A 19,084-nucleotide genomic window follows, 5' to 3' on the forward strand; every position below is an offset into this window, starting at 1 on the left:
GTGAGGCTGAACGGGGTTCCGGGCGGGAGCCCCGTTCAGCTCTACGCTCCCACGCACACGAAACCGTTGGGCCGGCCCAGTTCCTCCTGTGCCTCGGCCAGCGCCGCCGCGGGCGAACGGCCGTCGCGCAACCGGCGGTGCACGCCGAGCATCAGGTCCTTGGTCTCCGCGTCCGGCACCGGCACGACCGGGGCGATCAGCTGCGCGGTCCCGCGTTCGAGGAACGTGGCGGCGAGGCCGAGGAGTTCGTTGCCGGACACGACGACCGAACGGCCGACGTCGCACGCGGCCATGATCACGGTGTCCGGGACCTGTTCGAGGCGTTGCACGTCGTAGACCACGAGTGGGCCGTCGTGCAGGTCCAGCGCGGAGAACAGCGGGTTGTCCGGGTTCAGGCGGCCGTGCGCGGCCAGATGCACGGTGCTGGCCGTGGCCAGCGCTTTCAGGACGTCGTCGACCGTCGCGTCACGCGGGTTCGTGGTGGCGTGGAGGTCCGCGATGGCCTGTGCCTCCTCCTCCGCACCGGGCAGCCCGGGGCCACTCGCCACGGCGAACGTGCGTGGGCGAGCAGGCCGGGAGGCGGCGCTGCGCCACGACGTCGCCGAGGGTGCGACGACGACCGGTTTTCCGCGGCACGACGGCAAAGTCGACCACGGCACGTTGTGCAGCAGGCCCGTCGGCACGACCACCAGCGGTCTGTCGCAGCGCGGCAGCAGCAGCGAGTCCAATGTGGACGTCGTGGTGCGCAGCAGCTGCAGGATCTCCGGACGCGGGCGGCGGGCCAAGTGCCGCAACGCGAACGGCACGCGTTCGAGCAGGTCGGCCACCTCGCGGACCGGGCCCACGACGCGCAGATCCAGGCGCCGGTCGGTGAGGGTCAACGCGAGCAGGTCACCGTCGGCCTCGACGTACTGGACGAGCACCCGGCCGCCGAGGTCCAGTTCGGCGGGCCGCACCGGCTCGGACGGGCCGGGGCCGGTCGCGCGGAGCAGGCGGCTGCGGTTCTTGATCCGGCGTTCCAGCTCCACCTGGCGGTGGGTGAGCTTCGTGGCGCGCAACGACTGCAGCAGCGCGGCGAGTTCGGGATCGTCCGGCGGGCGGACCGGGCGGTGCAGGAAGCGGCTCGCGCGGCCGCGTTCGGCCCATTCGAAGACGTCGGCGAGCCTGCCGGACCTCAGCGCCACGCGCAGGCCCAGTTCGGCGAGGTCCGCGCGGTGGGTGGCCGAGTGGGCGCGGAGGTCACCGGCGCCGAGGGCGGCGTGGTTCTCGTCGAGGATGCGCAGACCTCGCCTGGCGGCGGCCGCGGCGCGTTGAGGGGCGGTGTGTTCGTGCAGCAGGGCTTCGGCGTACCAGCCGCGCGCCCGCAGCGTCGCCGGGCCACGTGTCCGCGCCTGGCTCGCGGTGGTCAGGTGCGCGACCGCGCGAGCCGGTTGTCTTCGGCGCCTCGCCACCACGGCCAGGTCGAGGTGCGCCTGCACGGCGGGCCTGCCGTGCAGTGCGGCCACCATCGCGTCGGGATCGCTGATCCGGCAGGGCTTTCCGGCGCTCAACGCGGCGCGCAGCACCGTTGCCCGCGCGAAGGCGGCGTGCTGGTCGCGGCCCTGGCGGACGAACTGGGCCAGGGCGGCGCGCGCGTGCCGACCGGCGGCGGCCCAGTCGCGGCCGAGCAACGCCGCGTCGGCCAGCAGCAACAACGTCTCGGGGACCATCAGCCTGCGTCCCTCGGTGCGGAACGCCGTGACGGCCTGCGAAGCGTGTTCTCGCGCTTCGCCGGCCAGACCGACGGACAGCAGCAACTCCGCGCGGTCGAAGAGAACGGGTGCGAGGCGGCCGCCGTTCCGCGCGATGATCTCCTCGGCCCGGTCGAAGTGCGCGAGCGCGGCCGGGACGTCGCCGCGGCGGCTCTCCACGAAGCCCAGGTTCTCGGCGATGATGCCGACCGCGAGGTCACGGCCGAGGTCGCGCGCCAGCCCCTCCGCCTCCACCAGATCCCTCACCGCGAGCCCGAAGTTCTGGCGTTCGGCCTGCACGATGCCCCGGTTGACGAGGTTCCGCTGGACGGCCAGCTTCTCGCCGCCCCGGCGCAACGCGCGGTCGGCGGCCTGATAGTCGGCGAAGGCGTCGTCGAGCCTGCCGAGGTGGTAGAGGATCACCGCGCGCTGGCTTCGAGCGCGCGCACCCAGCAGGGGAACGGCCAAGTCCACCTCGCGCAGCGCGGACGTGGGTCTCCCCTGCTGCACGAGCGCGAACGCGAGCTTCATCCGGCTCTCGGCCGCCGCCTTGCCCGTCCCCAGCCTGACCGCGCGACGCAGGTGCGTGACCGCCTCGCCGATCTGGCCGGTCTGGCACAGCGCGTGGCCCCACGCCTGCTCGGCCAGCGCGAGGGCGGGAACGTCGTCGCGAGAATTCCTCACGACCTGTGCTGCCAGCGGAATCGCCCTGATCGGGTCGACGTCGGCGAGCCGCATCGCTTCGCTCGCCGCGTGTAACACCGATCCCGCCAGCATGATGACCAATGTGCACGGCGAGGCCGTTCTTCGCCAGGTATCAGGTCGAGGCGTTCCGGCATCGGTTCACCGGAGACCCCCAACGGAGGCTGAGATGAACCCCGAACAGGACAACACGACCGCCGTTCTCGACGAGCTCGTCGTCGACACCCACCACCTCGGCGCCGTGCGGCACGTGCTCGGCGAACTGCACATCGAGGACGCCGTCAAGGACGCCATACCCGAGTTCGACCTGACACTGCTCACGCTGAAACACGGGGACACGCAGAACCCCGTCACCGACCTCGACCCGGTGCTCACCGAGGTGCGCGCACGGATCGCGGGACGCAGCGGCGGCTGGACACCGCTGATCGGCAAGAACCGGAAGATGGGGAACGTCTTCGGCGCCTACCCGCAGACCAAGAGCCAGGCGTTCTGGAACCCGATGCCCGCCACTCACGACGGTCCGTGGATCCAGGGCGACGCGGGCCAGGGCGTGCGCGTCGGCATGGTGGACACCAAGATCTACCAGCACTTCCAGCTCCCCAAGACCTCCGTCCACGCCTCCGACCACGACTGGTTCACCAAAGACCGGCAGGGAACCAGCTACTTCGAGGAGGGCCACGGTGTCTTCGTCGCCGGGCTGATCCTCAAGACGGCACCCGGCGCCACGGTGGTCCCGCGCGCCGCGCTGGGTCCTGACGGCAAGGCCGAGGCGTGGGAGGTGGTCAAGAAGCTGGCGACGTTCCTCGCGGACAAGCCGGAGGACCGCGTTCACCTGATCGTGATGGCCAACGGCTGCCGCACCCACGACGGCCAGCCGCCGCTGATCCTCGAACGGGCGGTCGAACGGCTCAGCCCGCACATCACCGTCGTCGCGGCGGCCGGCAACCACGGGGGCTTTCTCGGCATGACCTCGTCGCTGGTCACCCGCAACTCCGCGACGTGGCCCGCGGCACTGCCCGGTGTGATCGCCGCCGGAGTGCCCGACCTGCCCGACCCCGACCCGACCACGCACTACAGCCCTGATCTGCCGTGGGTGACGCACATCGTTCAGCCGGAGGTCGACGACACGTTCACCAGCACCTATCTGGCCTCCGCGACGGTGACGATGTTCAAGGGCGACCCCGCCACCGACCTCATCACGGGGTACGCGACGTGGCGAGGCACCTCCTGCGCGGCGGCGTACCTCGGCGGCCTCATCGCCGCGGAGATGCCCTCTTCCGGCATGGACGCCGCTCAGGCGCTGGCACGGGTGGTCGCCGGTCCCCTGGTCGACGAGTTCGCCTGGCCGCGCCCGACGGCCTGAGCGGACAGGACCGCGCACCAGCAGAGGAACGCGAGGCCCAGCCAGACGTAGGCGTTGCCGACGAGGTGCTGCCACCACGTCCACGTCAGTTCACGGTCGCCCGCGGTCGGCAGCAGCCAGTGCGGACCGACCGCGAACACCGCCACGACCGCGATCCTGACGCGCCCGCCCAGCAGCATCAACGCGGGCGCGATCCACACCCAGTGGTGCGACCAGGACACCGGCGAGATCAGCAGACCCGCTGCCGCGACCGCGACGAGGGCCGTGAGGTCGTCGCGCAGCCGCGGCAGCAGCACGACAGTCACCGCGAGCACGGCCGCTGCCGCGACGAACCACATCGGCTCGGGCGCGCCGAGCCGGAACAGCAGGCCGCGCAACGACTGGTTCGCGCTGTAGGAGAGGCCGCCGACGCGTTCCGGGTCGAGCATCGCGTGGAACCAGAACTGCTTCGACTGCTCCGGCGCGAGACCCCAGCCGAGCAGACCGCACGCCGCGAACGTCGCCACGGCGGTCAGCGCGGGCCGCCATCGCCCGCGGGCCAGGAAGAACAGCACGAAGATCGCCGGAGTCAGCTTGATCGCGGCGGCGAGTCCGACAAGAAGGCCGCGCGGCCACGGGGTGCGCGGCAGCAGGCAGTCTGCGGCGACCAGGCCGATCAGGATCATGTTGACCTGACCGAGGTCCAGGCCGCCGCGCAACGGTTCGAGCAGCAGTCCCAGCGCGGCCAGGCCGAGGCCCGTCCGCAGGCGCGGCGCCGCGACGACACAGGCGGCGGTGAAGAGCGCGATGCCCGCCGCGGTGAACAGCAAAGCGTTGAGCGGCAACGGAAACTTGGCCAGACCGCTGAACAGCACGGCGGCGAACGGCGGATAGGTGAACGGCAGATCCCTGGGGCCCTGGAAGTCCGAGGTGTAGAGGTCCGTGCCCGCCCGCCACGCCTCGCCGCCCGCGAGGTACACCCGCAGATCCAGCAGACCGGAGCCGAAGGCCCGCACGAACACCCAGAGAAGCAGGCAGGCGGCCACGACGACCCAGATCCGCTGGGGATCGACCCGGGGCATCGCACTGAGGGGCCACCACCCGAACCTCCGCACCTGATCCAGCACAGTCCAGAACCCTTCGTCCACAACGAAATCCGTTGTGGACGAGCCTGCTGGCACGACGGGTACCGCCGGATCGGCCGCAGAGCCGCAAGATCATGGCCGTAAGGACGACAGCGAGCAGGGAACTGGCCATCCGGCCATGGTCAGCCGGCCACCACGTGCGAGCGGAACGCCCACGCGACGATCTCGACGCGGTTGCGCGCACCGACCTTGGTCTGCACGGATGCCAGGTAGGCCTTGACCGACGACACGGAGACCTTCATCGCGGCGGCGATCTCGTTGTTGCTCAGTCCCTGCGCGACGCGCCGCACGACGTCGAGCTCACGTTCGTTCAGCACACCCACGTCAGCACTCGCGACCGGCCGCACCGACCGGCGCAGCACCCGCAGAACCACCTGGGGTGACACGAGCACGTCTCCGCGCGCCGCCGACCTGACCGCCTCGGCCAGCAGCCCGGGACTGGCGTCCTTCGTGAGGAACCCGCAGGCACCGAGGTCCAGAGCCTTGTTCAGCACCTCGTCGCTGTCGAACGTCGTCACGACCACGACCTGGGTGTGCGGAACGAGCTGCCGGGTGACCTCCAGCCCGTCGAGGCCGGGCATCCGCACGTCCACGAGGCACACCTGCGGTTCCAGCTCACGGGCGCGCTGCACCGCGCTCACCCCGTCCGCCACGTCGGCGACCACGGTGATGTCCGGCTGCGCCTCCAGGATCAGCCGGAACCCGGCCCGCACCATGTCCTGGTCCTCGGCGATGAGCACGGAGATCACGCACGCACCTCCAGCGGGAGCTCGGCGGTGACGAGCCAGCCTTCTCCAGTGGCACCCGCGAAGAACCGCCCTCCCAGTTCGTGCACCCGTTCCCGCATGCCCACCAGCCCGAACCCGCCCGACTGCGTTGGTCGCACCTTCCCGTTGTCCACAACGGACAGCAGCACTGCTTCGTCCGTGAGGTGCACGTCCACTTCTACGCTCGTGGCGTCGAAGGCGTGCTTGCGGGTGTTGGTCAACGCCTCCTGCACCAGCCGCAGCACCGACCGCCCCAGTTCCGGGCGCACGTCGCCGGTCAGCTCGATGCTCGTCCGCACCGGCAGCCCCGACCTCTCCACGAGCCGGTGCAGGTCCGCCGTCAGATCGGTGGTCGCGGTCGCGGCTCCGTTGTCCCGCAACGTCCTGACCATCGCGCTCATCGCCCCCAACGCGTCCGTGCCGCCCTCGACGATGCCCGGCAGCATCTCGCACGCCTTGTCCTTGTCCTGCTGCGCCACCACGAGCGCGGCCTGCGCCTGCACCAGCATGCCCGTGACGTGGTGCGCCACGACGTCGTGCAGCTCGCGCGCCATGTCGAGCCGCTCGTCCCGGCGAGCCCGTTCTTCCGCCGCCGCGGCCAGCGCGGCTCGCGACCGCTCTCGCATCCGCAACAGCAGACCGCCCGCGGCCATGATGATGCTCAGGATCAGCATCAGCTGAACGGCGTCCGCGCGGGACAGCGATATGTGCGGGCGGTAGAACGCGGCGTGTTCGACGACGAGCACGAGTGCCACGATCGACGGCACCGCCAGGAGCACAGGTGCGCGCCAGGCGTGCGTGAACACGAGAACCAGCACGACCGCCGACTCGGCGATCGTGTACACCGGGTGGTCGAACGCCGACTCGCCGACGCCGGGACCGCTGATCAGGTGCAGTGCCCGGTCGAAGCCGATGATCCGTCCGGTGACCGCGAACACGGCGGCGCACAGCAGAACAGTGGCGATGATCAGCGGTTTACGGCGAAGTTCCCCCACGCGGGGATCGTACGAGCAGCGGAACCGGCCTGCCTCGACCTTCCAGCCGAGACGAATGGCCAGATGGTCAGGCCGACCCGATCGCCTCGTCCAGGATGCCCAGCCCGAGCGCCAACTCCTCCTCCGACGCCGTCAGCGGCGGCGCGATCCGGAACACCCCGCCCATCCCGGGGATCTGCACGATGTTCATGTGCAGCCCCAGGTCCAGGCACTTCTGGGTGATCGGCGCGCTCAGCGACTCGTCCGCGATCTCCAGCCCGACCAGCAGGCCACGCCCCCGCACGTCCGACACCAGCGAGTGGCGCGCGGCGATGTCGTCCAGCCCGTTGCGCAGGAACGCGCCGAGCTTCGCCGCCCGTTCGTCCAGTCGTTCCTCGACGAGCACGTCCAGCACGGTGTTGCCCACCGCGGCCACCAACGGGTCCGACACGTGTGTGGTGAAGAACAGGTAGTTGCGGGCGTACGCCTCCGCCTCGATCTCCGCGGACGTGATCACGGCGGCCAGCGGCAACCCGGCGCCCAGAGTCTTCGACAGCGTCAGGATGTCCGGCACCACGCCGTCCCGCTCGAACGCGTACCAGTTGCCCGTGCGGCACAGTCCGGTCTGCGCCTCGTCCATGATCAGCAACATCCCGCGCTCACGACACTTGGCCGACAACGCGGCGAAGTAACCCGGCGGCGGTTCGAGGATGCCGCCGGAGCTCAGGATCGGCTCGACGATGCAGGCCGCCAGCGATCCCACGGACTGCGCGTCGATCAGGTCGAACGCCAGGTCGAGCTGCGCCTGCCAGTCGCCGGACGGCGCCGGGATCGCGAAGTTGCCGGGCGTGGCGGGCCCGTAGCCCTTGCGGCCCGCGCTGTAGGTCGCGGCGGCCGCGGCGGCGGTCATGCCGTGCCACGAGCGGGCGAACGCCACCACCTCGTGCTTGCCGGTGACGAGCTTGGCCATGCGCAGCGCGGCCTCGTTCGACTCGGCGCCGGTGGTCAGCAGCTGCACCTTCGACAGCGACTCGGGCAGCGTGTCGGAGAGCCTGCGGGCCAGATCGACCACCGGGCGGCTGAGCATGCCGCTGAACAGGTGGTCGAGATTCGCGATCTGCCGCTGCACGGTCTCGACGATGCGCGGGTGCGAGTGGCCGAGGATCGCGCTCATCTGCCCGGACGTGAAGTCCAGGATGCGGCGGCCGTCCTCGGTGAACAGGAAGCTTCCCGACGCGCTGTCGATGATCTCGCGCGTGAACGTGCCGCCGTAGCGGACGAGGTGGCGGTCGACGTCGTCCCAGAAAGTCTCCATGCGGAAAACGCTAGGACGCGCCGAGCATCAGGTCCATCTCACAATTCCACGCTCGCTGTTCGGAAATACTGCACAGCATGACGCTGAACCCGTGGCGCCTGCGCCTGCTCAGCCAGCTCGACGCGCTGGGCACCGTGCGGGCCGTGGCGCAGGCCGCGAACCTGAGTGCTTCGAGTGTGTCGCAACAGCTCGCGGTGCTTGAGAACGAAACGCGCACCCAGCTGATCGAACGGACCGGGCGGCGCGTCCGGCTCACGTCGGCCGGGCACATCCTGGCGAGACGGGCCCGGTCGATCCTCGACCAGATGGACGCCGTCGAGGCAGAGCTCCGAGGCCTCAGCCAGGAGCCGTCCGGCCTCATCCGGCTGGGCGCGTTCCAGAGCTCGATCCACACCCTGGCAGTGCCGGCGATCCAACGGCTCGACCACCCGCACCTCGACGTTGAGATCGTCGAACTGGAACCGCACGCCAGCATGCCCGCGCTGCTGGCCGGTGAGGTCGACGTGATCATCACGACCACCGACTTCGTGGAGCTGCCCGTGCCGCGGGACATCGACGTCGTGCCCCTGGGCGAGGACCCGATCGTCCTGGTCACGCCACCGAGCCATCCCGCGACGGACGTCCCGGCGTGCAAGGACGAGCCGTGGGCGTTCGACATCCCCGGCTCGTACATGGCGAAGCTCGCGACGCGGCTGTGCCGGCAGGCCGGGTTCGAGCCGAGGGTGGTCGGGCGGTTCAGCAACTACATGCTGACGCTCAAGCACGTCGAGGCCGGGCTGGCGGTCGCGGTGCTGCCCGCGTTGGCCGTCGACCGGCGGTTCGACGTGGTCACCAGGGAGTTGCCGGTGACGCGGAGGATCACCGCCGCCGTGCGCCGTGACTCGCGCGCCGCGATCACCGTGGTGCTCGACGCCCTGCATACTCGGTCGCAGTCGGACGAGAGGTGATCATGAGCAAGCGCGTCACGATCAACGACGTCGCGCGGGTCGCCGGGGTCTCGCGGCAGACGGTGTCGCGGGCGCTCAACGACAAGGGCGAGATCGACGCCGGCACCAAGCAGCGGGTCCTCGACGCGGCGCGGGAGCTGGGCTACCGGCCGAGCCGGTTCGCGCGGGGTCTGGTGCGGCAGGACAGCACCACGATCGGCCTGGTCATCCCCGATCTGCTCAACCCGTTCTTCACCGAGGTCGCGGCCGGGGCCCTGGAGGCCGCGCGGGCCCGGGGCTGGCACGTGATCGTCTACGACACGGCCGACAGCATCGTCGAGGAACGCAGCACGCTCGAAGTCGTCGTGGCGCAGGTGGACGCCGTGGTCGGCTACTTCAGCCTGGACGAGGCCGAGCTCGACCGGCACCTCGGCGGCATGCCCGCCGTGCTCATAGGCCGTGACCACCGCTCGCCGCGCTTCAGCTCGATCCGCATCGACGGCGAGAAAGGCGTGCATGAAGCCGTCGATCATCTCGTCGCCGCAGGTCACCGCAGGATCGGCATGCTCGACCACGCGGGCCGCGCCGAACCGAGCCTGCGCCGTGACTGGTTCACCGACGCGATGGACGAGCACGGGCTGCACGCTCCCGTCGTCGGCAACGCCGTGCAGTCGGCCGACGGCGGCGCGGAGGCGTTGAACGAGCTGCTCGACCAGCATCCCGGCCTCACCGCCGTGTTCACCTACAACGACATCATCGCCATGGGCGCGCTCAAGGCGGCCCGCAGGCTCGGCAAGGCCGTGCCCGCCGACCTCGCGGTGATCGGGTTCGACGGGCTGCAGCTCGGCACGGTCGTCGATCCGGCGCTCACGAGCGTCGCGCTCGACACCCGCCGGATCGGCGCGCTCGCGATAGCGCAGGCCGGTCGGCTGGTCGCGGGCGAACCGTCGTTGCCTGACGAAGAACTGCTGGTCAGCGCCGTTCTGTTAGTGCGCGAATCTGCCTGACCCTTGACAGGGTCACCCGTTCAGCTCATCATTCGCGGCAATCCGTGAACGCTCACGGGAGCGTTCACGGGCTCTCCGGAGGGTCCCCGATGACGTTGACTCGACGCAGGTTCCTGACCGGCGCGGCCGCACTCGGTGCCACCGCACTGGGCGCGACCGCGTGCACCAGCCCGACCACGGCCAACCCCGGCAAGATCACGCTCTGGTACTCCACGAACGGCCTGTCGGAGAAGGTGCTCGGCGAGGCCGTGCGGCGCTTCCCCGCCCAGAACCTCACGCCGTCGAAGGTGAGCGGCGAACTGAACCGGCGGCTGCTCGCCGCACTGTCCGGCGAGGCCTACCTGCCGGACATCACGATGCTCGGCGACGGCATCTCCACCTACTTCTCGGCCACGGACAGGTTCGCCGACCTCAACGCGCTCGGCGCGAAGCAGGACGAGTCGCGCTACCTGCCGTGGAAGTGGCAGGCGGGCCGCAGCCCAGACGGGTTCCAGCTCGGCTTCCCGATCGACACCGGCCCGGCCGCGCTCTACTACCGGCACGACCTGTTCGCCGAGGCCGGTCTGCCGAGCGAACCGGGCGCGGTGGCCGCCGCACTGTCCACCTGGGACGACTACTTCGAGTTCGCCCTGCGGGTCAAGGAGAAGCTGCCCGGCCGATACCTGATCACCGACACGAAGATGGTGTTCACGTACTCGCTCGCGCAGGAGAAGCAGAAGTACCTCGACCGGCAGAACCGCTACCTCGACGACCAGTCGCAGGTGCGGCGGGCGTGGGATCGCGCGGTCAAGGCGTTCCAGCTGGGGCTGACGGCGGGCTACGCGGGTTCGGCCACCGGCGAGGGCGTCGACCGGCGCGCGGCCTGGACGAACGGCAAGGAGGTCGCGTTCGTCAACGCCTCCTGGATCACCGGCAACCTCAAGCAGTCCGCGCCGGGCACGTCCGGCCAGTGGCACGTGTGCCAGGCGCCCGGCGGTCCCGGCAACCAGGGCGGCTCGTTCCTCGCGATCACGAGGTACTGCCCCGATCCGCAGGGCGCCTACGAGGTCGTGAAGTGGCTGATGTCGCCGGAGAACCAGGCGTCCACCTACCTCGAACTCGGACTCTTCCCGTCCAGCCCGGCCGTCTACTCCGACCCGACGGTGCTGGCGGCCGAGGAGTTCTTCGGCGGGCAGGCCACGATCCAGGTGTTCGGCGAGATCGCGGAGAAGGTCCAGCCCGTCTACTTCTCGCCTTGGGACATCACGATCTCCGACACCTACACCGATGAGCTGACCAACGTGGAAAGCGCCGGCAAGGACCCGGAACAGGCCTGGCAGGACGCCCGGACGGCCGTCGAACGGCTGCTGCGCCGGCAGGGGGTGCTCGCGTGAACCGCAGGTGGAAGTACCTTCCGCAGTACCTGGCCATCGCGCCGTTCTTCGTGCTGTTCGCGATCTTCGGGGTGTATCCCGTCGTGTACTCGCTGTGGCTGTCGTTGCAGCGCTGGAACGGCGTCAGCGAGATGAAGTTCGTCGGGCTGGAGAACTTCGCGTTCCTCCTGACCGACACGGCGTTCTGGGACGCGATCGGCAACACCCTGATCATCTGGGTGATGTCGACGATCCCGATGCTGGTGCTGTCGATGCTCGTCGCACTGGGCCTGAACTCCTCGGTGCGCCACAAGGGTTTCCTGCGGGTGGCCTACTTCCTGCCCAACGTCACGTCGATCGTGGCGATGTCGCTGGTGTTCGGCTCGTTCTTCTCCAGCGAGTTCGGCGTCCTGAACTGGTTCCTCGGCCTCATCGGCGTGGATCCCGTGCAGTGGCTCACCGATCCCTGGGCGATCAGGACCGCCATCTCGGTGATGATCATCTGGCGCTGGACGGGCTACAACGCGATCATCCTGCTGGCGGGCCTGCAGGCACTCCCCCAGGACGTCTACGAGGCCGCGAAGCTCGACGGCGCCGGTCCGGTGCAGACGTTCTTCCGCGTCACGCTTCCGTTGCTGCGCCCGGTGATCCTGTTCTCGGTCGTGATGTCGGCGATCGGCGGTCTGCAGATCTTCACCGAGTCGCAGATCCTGCTCGGCGACCGCGGCGGCCCCGAAGGCGCGGGCATGACGATGGTCCTCTACTTCTACAACACGGCGTTCGCGGACAACGACTTCGGCTACGGCGCCGCCATCGCGTGGGGCATCTTCGTGGTCGTGGTGCTGTTCTCGATCCTCAACTGGCGGCTCGTGCAGCGCCCGGCCCGCGTGAACGGAGGCGACCAGTGAACCGGACGAAACCCGGCACCCTCCTCACCTACGGCGCGTTGGTGATCGGTGCGCTGATCACGCTGTTCCCCTACTACCAGCTCGCGGTGATGGCCTCGAACACCACCGCCGACATCTACTCGTCACCGCCGAAGTTCTGGTTCGGCGGGCATCTCGTGGACAACATCGGCGAGGTCTTCGCGAAGGTCGACTTCTTCGGGTCGGTGCTGAACACCCTGGTCGTGGCGATCGCGATCACGGTGCTGGTGCTGTTCTTCGACTCGCTGGCGGCCTTCGCGTTCGCCAAGTACGACTTCCCCGGCAGCAACGTCCTCTTCGGAATCCTGCTGGCGACGTTCGTGGTGCCGACGCAGCTCTCGGCGATCCCGCAGTTCGACCTGATGGCGAAGTTCGGTCTCGTCGGCAGCCTGAACGCGCTGATCATCCCGGCGGCCGCCAACGCGTTCGGCATCTTCTGGATGCGCCAGTACGCCCGCGGCGCCATCGCGGACGAACTGCTGGAAGCCGCTCGGGTCGACGGCGCCGGCTTCTTCCGCACCTACCTGTCGGTCGGCCTGCCCGTGCTGCGACCTGCCTTGGCGTTCCTCGGGATCTTCACGTTCGTCAACGCGTGGAACGACTACCTGTGGCCGCTGGTCGTGCTGATCGACTCGAACCACGTGACGCTCCAGGTGGCGCTGGCCCAGCTCAACGGCCTGTACCTGCAGGACTACGCCGTCGTCATGGCGGGCACCCTGGTGGCGATCGTGCCGCTGGTGATCGTGTTCCTGATCGGCGCACGCCACTTCATCCGCAACATCGCCGCCGGCGCAGTGAAGGGCTGAACATCTTGTTGTCGTACGTCGAAGACATGGGTCCCGGCTTCGGTTCGGTGGCGCCACGCTCCTTCTTCACCTCCGACGCGGCCTCGTTGTCGCTGGACGGGACCTGGGACTTCCGTCTCGACGAAGGCGACTGGGGCGCCATCACCGTGCCAGGGCACTGGCAACTGCAGGGCCACGGTTCGCCCGCGTACACGAACGTGCGCTACCCGTTCCCGGTCGAGCCGCCGTTCGTGCCCTCCGACAACCCCACGGGCGACTACCGGCTGGTGTTCGACCTGCCGGAGAACTGGCCGGACGAGCCGGCGGTGCTGCGCTTCGACGGCGTCGACTCGTGCGGACTGATCTGCCTCAACGATGTCGAACTGGGTGTCACCCGCGGCAGCAGGTTGCCCGCGGAGTTCGAGGTAGGACACCTGCTCCGCCCTTCGGGGAACGTGCTGACCGTGCGCGTGCACCAGTGGTCGGCCGGCAGCTACCTCGAAGACCAGGACATGTGGTGGATGTCCGGGATCTTCCGCTCGGTCGCGCTGCTGTCCCGTCCGCGCGGCGGAGTCGCGGACTACGAGATCCACGCCTCCTACGACCACGTCACCGGTTCGGGAACGCTGTCGGTCGAGGGCGGCCTGCTCTCCGTGCCGGAACTGGAGGTGACCGATCTCCTGCCGGGGCAGTCGTTCTCGCTGGCCGTCGAACCGTGGAGCGCGGAGAGCCCCCGGCTGTACGACGGCGTTGTGCACACCGACGCCGAACGCGTGCCGGTGCGGATCGGATTCCGGACGGTCGAGATCTCCGATGGCGTGCTGACGGTCAACGGCAGTCGGGTCGTGTTCCGGGGCGTCAACCGGCACGAGCACCACCCTCGGTTCGGCCGCGCGGTGCCGCGAGAGGTCGCACTGCAGGACGTGCTGCTCATGAAGCGGCACAACGTCAACGCCGTGCGCACCAGCCACTACCCGCCGGACCCGTACTTCCTGTCGTTGTGCGACGAGTACGGGCTGTGGGTGATCGACGAGTGCGACCTGGAGACCCACGGGTTCGGTGAACTCGGCTGGGCCGGCAACCCGAGCGACGACCCGCGCTGGGCAGAGTCCTATGTGGACCGGATGCGCCGGATGGTCGAGCGGGACAAGAACCACCCGTCGATCGTGCTGTGGTCGTTGGGCAACGAATCGCACACCGGCCGCAACCTCGCGGCGATGGCGTCGTGGACCCGCGATCGTGACCCGTCCCGGCCGGTGCACTACGAGGGCGACTTCGCCTGCGAGTACGTCGACGTCTACAGCCGGATGTACGCCTCGCACGACGAGGTTGAGCAGATCGGGCGCGAGCACGCGCACGGGCTGCCGTTCATCCTGTGCGAGTTCGCGCACGCGATGGGCAACGGGCCGGGCGGGATGATTGAGTACCGCGAACTGTTCGAGCGCTACGAGCACGTGCAGGGCGGGTTCATCTGGGAGTGGATCGACCACGGGCTGGAGCGAGACGGGCACTTCGCGTACGGCGGTGACTTCGGCGAACCGCTGCACGACGGCAACTTCGTGATCGACGGGCTGGTGTTCCCCGACCGAACGCCGTCGCCGGGGCTGGCGGAGTTCGGCAAGGTCTTCGAACCGATCAGGATCACGGGCACCGAGGCCGGGATCCGGGTCGAGAGCTTCTACGACCACGTCGGGATGGACCACCTGCGGTTCGACTGGGTGTACGAGGACGACGGGGTGGAGGTCGCCTCAGGCACGCTGGAGGTTCCCCGAACCACAGCGGGAGCGCGCGCCGACATCGCACTTCCCGAGCTTCCTGCCGTGTCCGGTGAAGGCTGGCTCACCGTCCGCGCCTCCCTGGCCGCCCCCGCCTCCTGGGCCGACGCGGGCCACGTCGTCGCCTGGGGCCAGATCCTCGTCGCCGAACCCCCGCCGGCCACCCCGCCCGGCGGCGTCGAACTCGTCCACCTCGGCGCCGTCCTGCGGCACGGCATCGGCGAGTTCGACCCGGTCACCGGCCTGCTGACCAAGCTCGGCGAGCTCACCCTCGACGGCCCCCGTCTCGACCTCTGGCGCGCGCCCACCGACAACGACCGCGGTTCGGACCACCCCGAGGAACGGGCGTGGCGCGACGCGGGCCTGCACCGGCTCCAGCACCGGGTGGTCGACGTCGAGACTCACCCGTCCGGACTGGTCGTGCACACCCGTGTAGCGCCTCCTGCGTGGGGGTTCGGCATGCTCGCCGACTACCACTGGACCGCCGACGGCGACCGGCTGCACCTCCGGGTCGACATCACGCCGGACGGCGAGTGGCCGTGCACACTCCCCCGGCTCGGCCTGCGCATGGCACTACCGGCCGCGGACGCCGTCGAATGGTTCGGAAGAGGCCCCGGCGAGGCGTACGCGGACAGCCGCCAGGCTGCCCGCATCGGCCGGTTCACTTCCACCGTGGACGCACTGCAAACGCCGTACGTCTTCCCGCAGGAGAACGGCAACCGCGCCGACGCCCGCTGGCTGCGCATCGGCGGTGTCCACATCGAGGGTGAGCCGGTGTTCGACTTCACCGCACGCCGCTGGACCAGCGAGGACCTCGACGCGGCCAGGCACACCGACGACCTCGTGCCGGGCGACCGCGTGCACCTGAACCTCGACCTCGCCCAGCACGGCCTGGGCACGGCGTCGTGCGGGCCGGGCGTGCTGCCGCAGTACCGGCTGCACGCGCGGAAGGCGTCGTTCGCGGTCACGTTCGTTCCAGCATCTGGACGTAGTTGAGACGTCACCTAAACTCGGAAGGAGACTGGATCGAGGAGGGTTCCGTGCCGCGGAAGTCAGAGCCGTTGCGAAAGCTGGGTTTTCTCACCATCGGCCTGTTCGACGAGAAGGACCCGGGAGCGGGCCACCGGTCCACGCTCGACGTCATCGTGCTCGGCGAGGAGCTCGGGTTCGACAGCGCCTGGGTGCGCCACCGGCACCTGCAGTTCGGCATCTCGTCGCCGGTCGCGGTCCTGGCCGCCGCCACCCAGCGGACCAGCCGGATCCAGCTCGGCACCGCAGTCATCCCGCTGGGCTGGGAGAACCCGCTGCGGCTCGCCGAGGACCTGGCCACGGTCGACGTGCTGTCCGGCGGCAGGCTGAATCCCGGCATCAGCGTCGGGCCTCCGATGCACTACGACGACGTCAAGCACGCGCTCTACCCGGAGACCGCGGACGTCGAGAACTTCAGCTACGACCGCGTGCAGCGGCTGCTGGACTTCGTGGGCGGCGAGAAGGTGGCGTCGTTCAGCGGTGTCGAGGGCATCGAGGTCTGGTCGGACCGCGTCCAGCCGCACGCGGCGGGCCTGCGCGAGCGGATCTGGTACGGCGGCGGCAGCCTGCGCTCGGCGAAGTGGGCGGGCGAGCACGGCCTGAACCTGCTGACCAGCAACGTGGCCCAGTCCGAACTGTCCGAGGACTTCGCCGAGACACAGCTGTCGCACATCAAGACGTTCCGCGAGCACGGCGGCAACCGCGTGTCGCAGGGCCTGGTGGTGATCCCGACCGACTCGGCGACCCCCGAGCAGCGCGCGAAGTACGAGGCCTACGTCGAGGGACGCGCGGCGCGCGCCGGCAAGACGTTCGGCCCGCGCAAGTACATGTTCGAGCGCGACATCATCGGCACGTCCGCGGAGATCGCCGAGCAGCTGTACGCGCACCTCGGGTTCCAGGAGGTCGACGAGGTGGTGTTCGCGCTGCCGTTCAGCTTCGACCACGGGGACTACGTGCAGATCCTCACCGACATCGCCACGAAGCTCGGCCCGGAACTGGGCTGGTCACCCGCCTAGTGGTGTGGCCCAGAAAGGTGACGGGCGAATTCGCGGTCAGACGGGTGCATCGCGGCGCCGCCCCACGTCCTCGTACTGGACGGCGGCGCCGCGAGGTGCCCTGCTGAGCGTGAATCACCCAGCCAGCTTTCCGGGTCACGCCACTAGTGACCACCAGGTGTCCATGCGGGGCACCGACCTCAGGTCACCCTGTTCCACTCGGCCCGCGTGGAACAGGAACCCGGCGATGCCCGCCGCGCCCTGCATCCAGCCGATACCGGGCGGCAGCAGCGGCTCGTCGTTGCGGTGCTCGATGAACCTCCAGCACACTCCGGCACCGTCCGGGACAGCGCGCTCCACCACCACGTCGGCCAGGTGGAGCGCGAAGTCCGTGTGCTGCCCCGAGTCGAGCAGCACGTCGCCGACGCCCGCCGTGCCGCAGCACCGGCCGTCGTTGTCCCAGAAACCCGGGTACTTCCGTTCGGGCAGGCCGGACACGCGAATGCTGTGCAGGCACCGGCGATGCCAGTCGGCGACGTCCACGCCGGCCACCTCGGACACGCCCGCGTGCCGCAGAGCCGGCCACAGCAACGAGGTTCCGGTCGGGCCGTGGCACCAGCCGTAGCTGAACGGCCGCACGTCCTCGATGCCGGGACAGCGGGTCTTCACCAGGAATCCGCCATCGCTGGTGCCCCCGAGGGACACGAGGTGCTCGGCACCGTCCACAGCGGCCTGGACGAGGTCCGGTCGCGCGAACTCGGCACCGGCCAGGGCGAACGCGGCGGCGATGCCCGCGACGCCGTGCGAGAAGTTCGGCGAGTGCCAGTCGTTCGTCGTGAAGCGCTGCGGCACCCACCGCCAGTTGGCACCGATCTCCGCCTCCTCCCGTTCGGCCAGCAGCACGTCCGCCGCCACCCGCGCGAGCTCCTCCGCACCTTCGACGCCGTGCCGGCGAGCCCACACCGCGGTCAGCAGCACGCCCGCCGAGCCCACCGCCAGGTCGTGCGCACGAGCGCCGGGCAGGTACTTCTCCGCGTTGTCCAGGAAGTCCTGCGGCCATCCGTCCGGTGTGGACAGCTCCAGCAGTCTGGCGACGGCCGCGTCGGCTCCGGGCGCGCCCAAGGTCGTCAGCACGCTGACCGTGCTGCCCAGCCCGTTGAAGAACGTGACGTCGCTCGTCGTACCGATGCTCGCCTGGACGCGTGCCGTGATGGCGTCGGCCAACTCCGCTTCGCGCGCCGTCCACTCCCGGCTCAGACGGATCTCCGCCAGCACGTGGGCCAGTCCGCCGATGCCCGCGTACATGCCGTCGCGGAGCCGGAGATCCAGGTCACCGCCCGGATACTCCGGAATCCACCAGCCGTCGTCGTATCGCACCTGGTCCATCACCCATCGCCAAGCCAGCTCGGCGGTCCCCCAGTACGTCCCCATGCACCCGATCATTACATTGGCGGAGGTGACCGTGCAGCGAATCCTCACCGCCGCCGGGCTCACCGGCGCCACGACGAGCCCGTTGGGCGGCGGCACCTACAACTCGGTGTTCCGCGTGTCGGCGCGCGAGGGCGAGTTCGTGCTGAAGATGTCGCCGGGCGACCAGCCCGGCCTGACCTACGAACGCCACCTCATGCGCACCGAGGCGTTGTTCTGCACGCTCGGTTCCAAGGTCGCGCCGGTGCCAGAGGTCGTCTACGCGGACGACGCGGCACTCCTGGCGACGTGCCTGCCGGGCGAGCCGGTCTTCGGCCGGTCCGACGTCGACCGCCCGCTGATCCGCCGCGAACTCGGCGAGGCCGTGAAAGCGCTGCACGAGGTGACCGGGCCCGGCTTCGGCTATCCCCAGCTAGGCCTGCACGAGACGTGGACCGAGGCGTTCTTCGGGATGTTCGACGCGGTGCGAGCCGATGCCGAACGCTACGCCGTGAAACTCCCGACCGCTGATCTGCACCGGCACGCCAAGGCGTTCGACGAGGTGCGACGACCGGCGTTGGTGCACTTCGACCTGTGGGACGGCAACGTCCTCGCCGACACCGGACTCACCGGACTGGTCGACGGCGAGCGCGCGTTCTGGGGCGATCCGGTCGCGGAGTTCGTGTCGCTCGCCCTGTTCGGGTCCATCGAGGACGACGAGGACCTCCTGCGGGGCTACGGCTTCGAGTTCACCGGCTCCGCACGTCTGCGGCTGGCCGCCTACCAGGCCTATCTCTACTCGATCATGCTGGTCGAACGGGTGCCGCGCGGCAACACCGACGAGGCGATGGAGAGCATGATCACCGGCGCGCTGACCCGCGCACTCGGCGTTCTCGCCTGACCACCG

General features: G+C 69.7%; 15 protein-coding genes. 9 read left to right on the forward strand and 6 right to left on the reverse strand.

Annotated elements, in window-relative coordinates:
• Nucleotides 1-41 precede the first annotated feature (41 nt).
• Nucleotides 42-2,507 (reverse strand): CHAT domain-containing protein, encoded by a 2,466-nt coding sequence (locus SK854_RS08515; protein ID WP_319974451.1) that lies wholly within the window; start codon nucleotides 2,505-2,507, stop codon nucleotides 42-44.
• 94 nt (nucleotides 2,508-2,601) lie between these two features.
• Here SK854_RS08515 and SK854_RS08520 point away from each other — a divergent pair, with 94 nt between their 5' ends.
• Nucleotides 2,602-3,795 (forward strand): S8/S53 family peptidase, encoded by a 1,194-nt coding sequence (locus SK854_RS08520; protein WP_319974452.1) that lies wholly within the window; start codon nucleotides 2,602-2,604, stop codon nucleotides 3,793-3,795.
• Here SK854_RS08520 and SK854_RS08525 read toward each other — a convergent pair.
• The 4 genes from SK854_RS08525 to SK854_RS08540 all read right to left on the reverse strand — a co-directional run bounded on the left by SK854_RS08525 (nucleotide 3,726) and on the right by SK854_RS08540 (nucleotide 7,975).
• On the reverse strand, nucleotides 3,726-4,856 hold the full coding sequence (locus tag SK854_RS08525) for a glycosyltransferase 87 family protein (protein WP_319974453.1): 1,131 nt from the start codon (nucleotides 4,854-4,856) through the stop codon (nucleotides 3,726-3,728). The genes SK854_RS08520 and SK854_RS08525 overlap by 70 nt on opposite strands.
• A gap of 185 nt (nucleotides 4,857-5,041) precedes the next feature.
• Complete coding sequence (locus SK854_RS08530; protein WP_319974454.1) at nucleotides 5,042-5,668, reverse strand: response regulator transcription factor; 627 nt, start codon at nucleotides 5,666-5,668, stop codon at nucleotides 5,042-5,044.
• Nucleotides 5,665-6,681, reverse strand: coding sequence for a sensor histidine kinase (locus SK854_RS08535; RefSeq protein WP_319974455.1), 1,017 nt, complete (start codon nucleotides 6,679-6,681; stop codon nucleotides 5,665-5,667). Before SK854_RS08535 ends, SK854_RS08530 begins: the two co-directional genes overlap by 4 nt.
• 67 nt (nucleotides 6,682-6,748) lie before the next feature.
• Entirely contained in the window at nucleotides 6,749-7,975 is a 1,227-nt protein-coding gene (locus SK854_RS08540; protein WP_319974456.1) for an aspartate aminotransferase family protein, read from the reverse strand.
• Nucleotides 7,976-8,052: 77 nt separating this feature from the next.
• Here SK854_RS08540 and SK854_RS08545 point away from each other — a divergent pair, with 77 nt between their 5' ends.
• The 7 genes from SK854_RS08545 to SK854_RS08575 all read left to right on the forward strand — a co-directional run bounded on the left by SK854_RS08545 (nucleotide 8,053) and on the right by SK854_RS08575 (nucleotide 16,791).
• On the forward strand, nucleotides 8,053-8,922 hold the full coding sequence (locus SK854_RS08545) for a LysR substrate-binding domain-containing protein (protein WP_319974457.1): 870 nt from the start codon (nucleotides 8,053-8,055) through the stop codon (nucleotides 8,920-8,922).
• A gap of 2 nt (nucleotides 8,923-8,924) precedes the next feature.
• Nucleotides 8,925-9,908: a LacI family DNA-binding transcriptional regulator gene (locus SK854_RS08550; RefSeq protein ID WP_319974458.1), complete on the forward strand. Its 984-nt coding sequence runs from the start codon at nucleotides 8,925-8,927 to the stop codon at nucleotides 9,906-9,908.
• Nucleotides 9,909-9,997: 89 nt separating this feature from the next.
• The gene (locus tag SK854_RS08555) at nucleotides 9,998-11,281 is read left to right on the forward strand and encodes an extracellular solute-binding protein (RefSeq protein WP_319974459.1); all 1,284 of its coding nucleotides are present in this window, start codon (nucleotides 9,998-10,000) and stop codon (nucleotides 11,279-11,281) included.
• Nucleotides 11,278-12,168 carry a carbohydrate ABC transporter permease gene (locus SK854_RS08560; protein ID WP_319974460.1) on the forward strand — a complete coding sequence of 297 codons (891 nt, stop codon included), beginning with the start codon at nucleotides 11,278-11,280 and terminating at the stop codon, nucleotides 12,166-12,168. Before SK854_RS08555 ends, SK854_RS08560 begins: the two co-directional genes overlap by 4 nt.
• Entirely contained in the window at nucleotides 12,165-12,992 is an 828-nt protein-coding gene (locus SK854_RS08565) for a carbohydrate ABC transporter permease (RefSeq protein WP_319974461.1), read from the forward strand. Before SK854_RS08560 ends, SK854_RS08565 begins: the two co-directional genes overlap by 4 nt.
• A gap of 47 nt (nucleotides 12,993-13,039) precedes the next feature.
• Nucleotides 13,040-15,742: a glycoside hydrolase family 2 TIM barrel-domain containing protein gene (locus SK854_RS08570; RefSeq protein WP_319974462.1), complete on the forward strand. Its 2,703-nt coding sequence runs from the start codon at nucleotides 13,040-13,042 to the stop codon at nucleotides 15,740-15,742.
• Between the two features lie 44 nt (nucleotides 15,743-15,786).
• Nucleotides 15,787-16,791 carry an LLM class flavin-dependent oxidoreductase gene (locus SK854_RS08575; RefSeq protein WP_319974463.1) on the forward strand — a complete coding sequence of 335 codons (1,005 nt, stop codon included), beginning with the start codon at nucleotides 15,787-15,789 and terminating at the stop codon, nucleotides 16,789-16,791.
• Nucleotides 16,792-16,926: 135 nt separating this feature from the next.
• On the opposite strand, the gene SK854_RS08580 is transcribed toward SK854_RS08575, so the two are convergent.
• A complete protein-coding gene (locus tag SK854_RS08580) occupies nucleotides 16,927-18,201 on the reverse strand; it encodes a lanthionine synthetase LanC family protein (protein WP_319974464.1) in 1,275 nt (424 codons plus the stop codon).
• A gap of 25 nt (nucleotides 18,202-18,226) precedes the next feature.
• On the opposite strand from SK854_RS08580, the gene SK854_RS08585 reads away from it, so the two are divergent.
• Nucleotides 18,227-19,078, forward strand: coding sequence for an aminoglycoside phosphotransferase family protein (locus tag SK854_RS08585; RefSeq protein ID WP_319974465.1), 852 nt, complete (start codon nucleotides 18,227-18,229; stop codon nucleotides 19,076-19,078).
• Nucleotides 19,079-19,084: the final 6 nt, after the last annotated feature.

The organism is Lentzea sokolovensis (assembly GCF_033949975.1).
Classification (GTDB): domain Bacteria; phylum Actinomycetota; class Actinomycetes; order Mycobacteriales; family Pseudonocardiaceae; genus Lentzea; species Lentzea sokolovensis.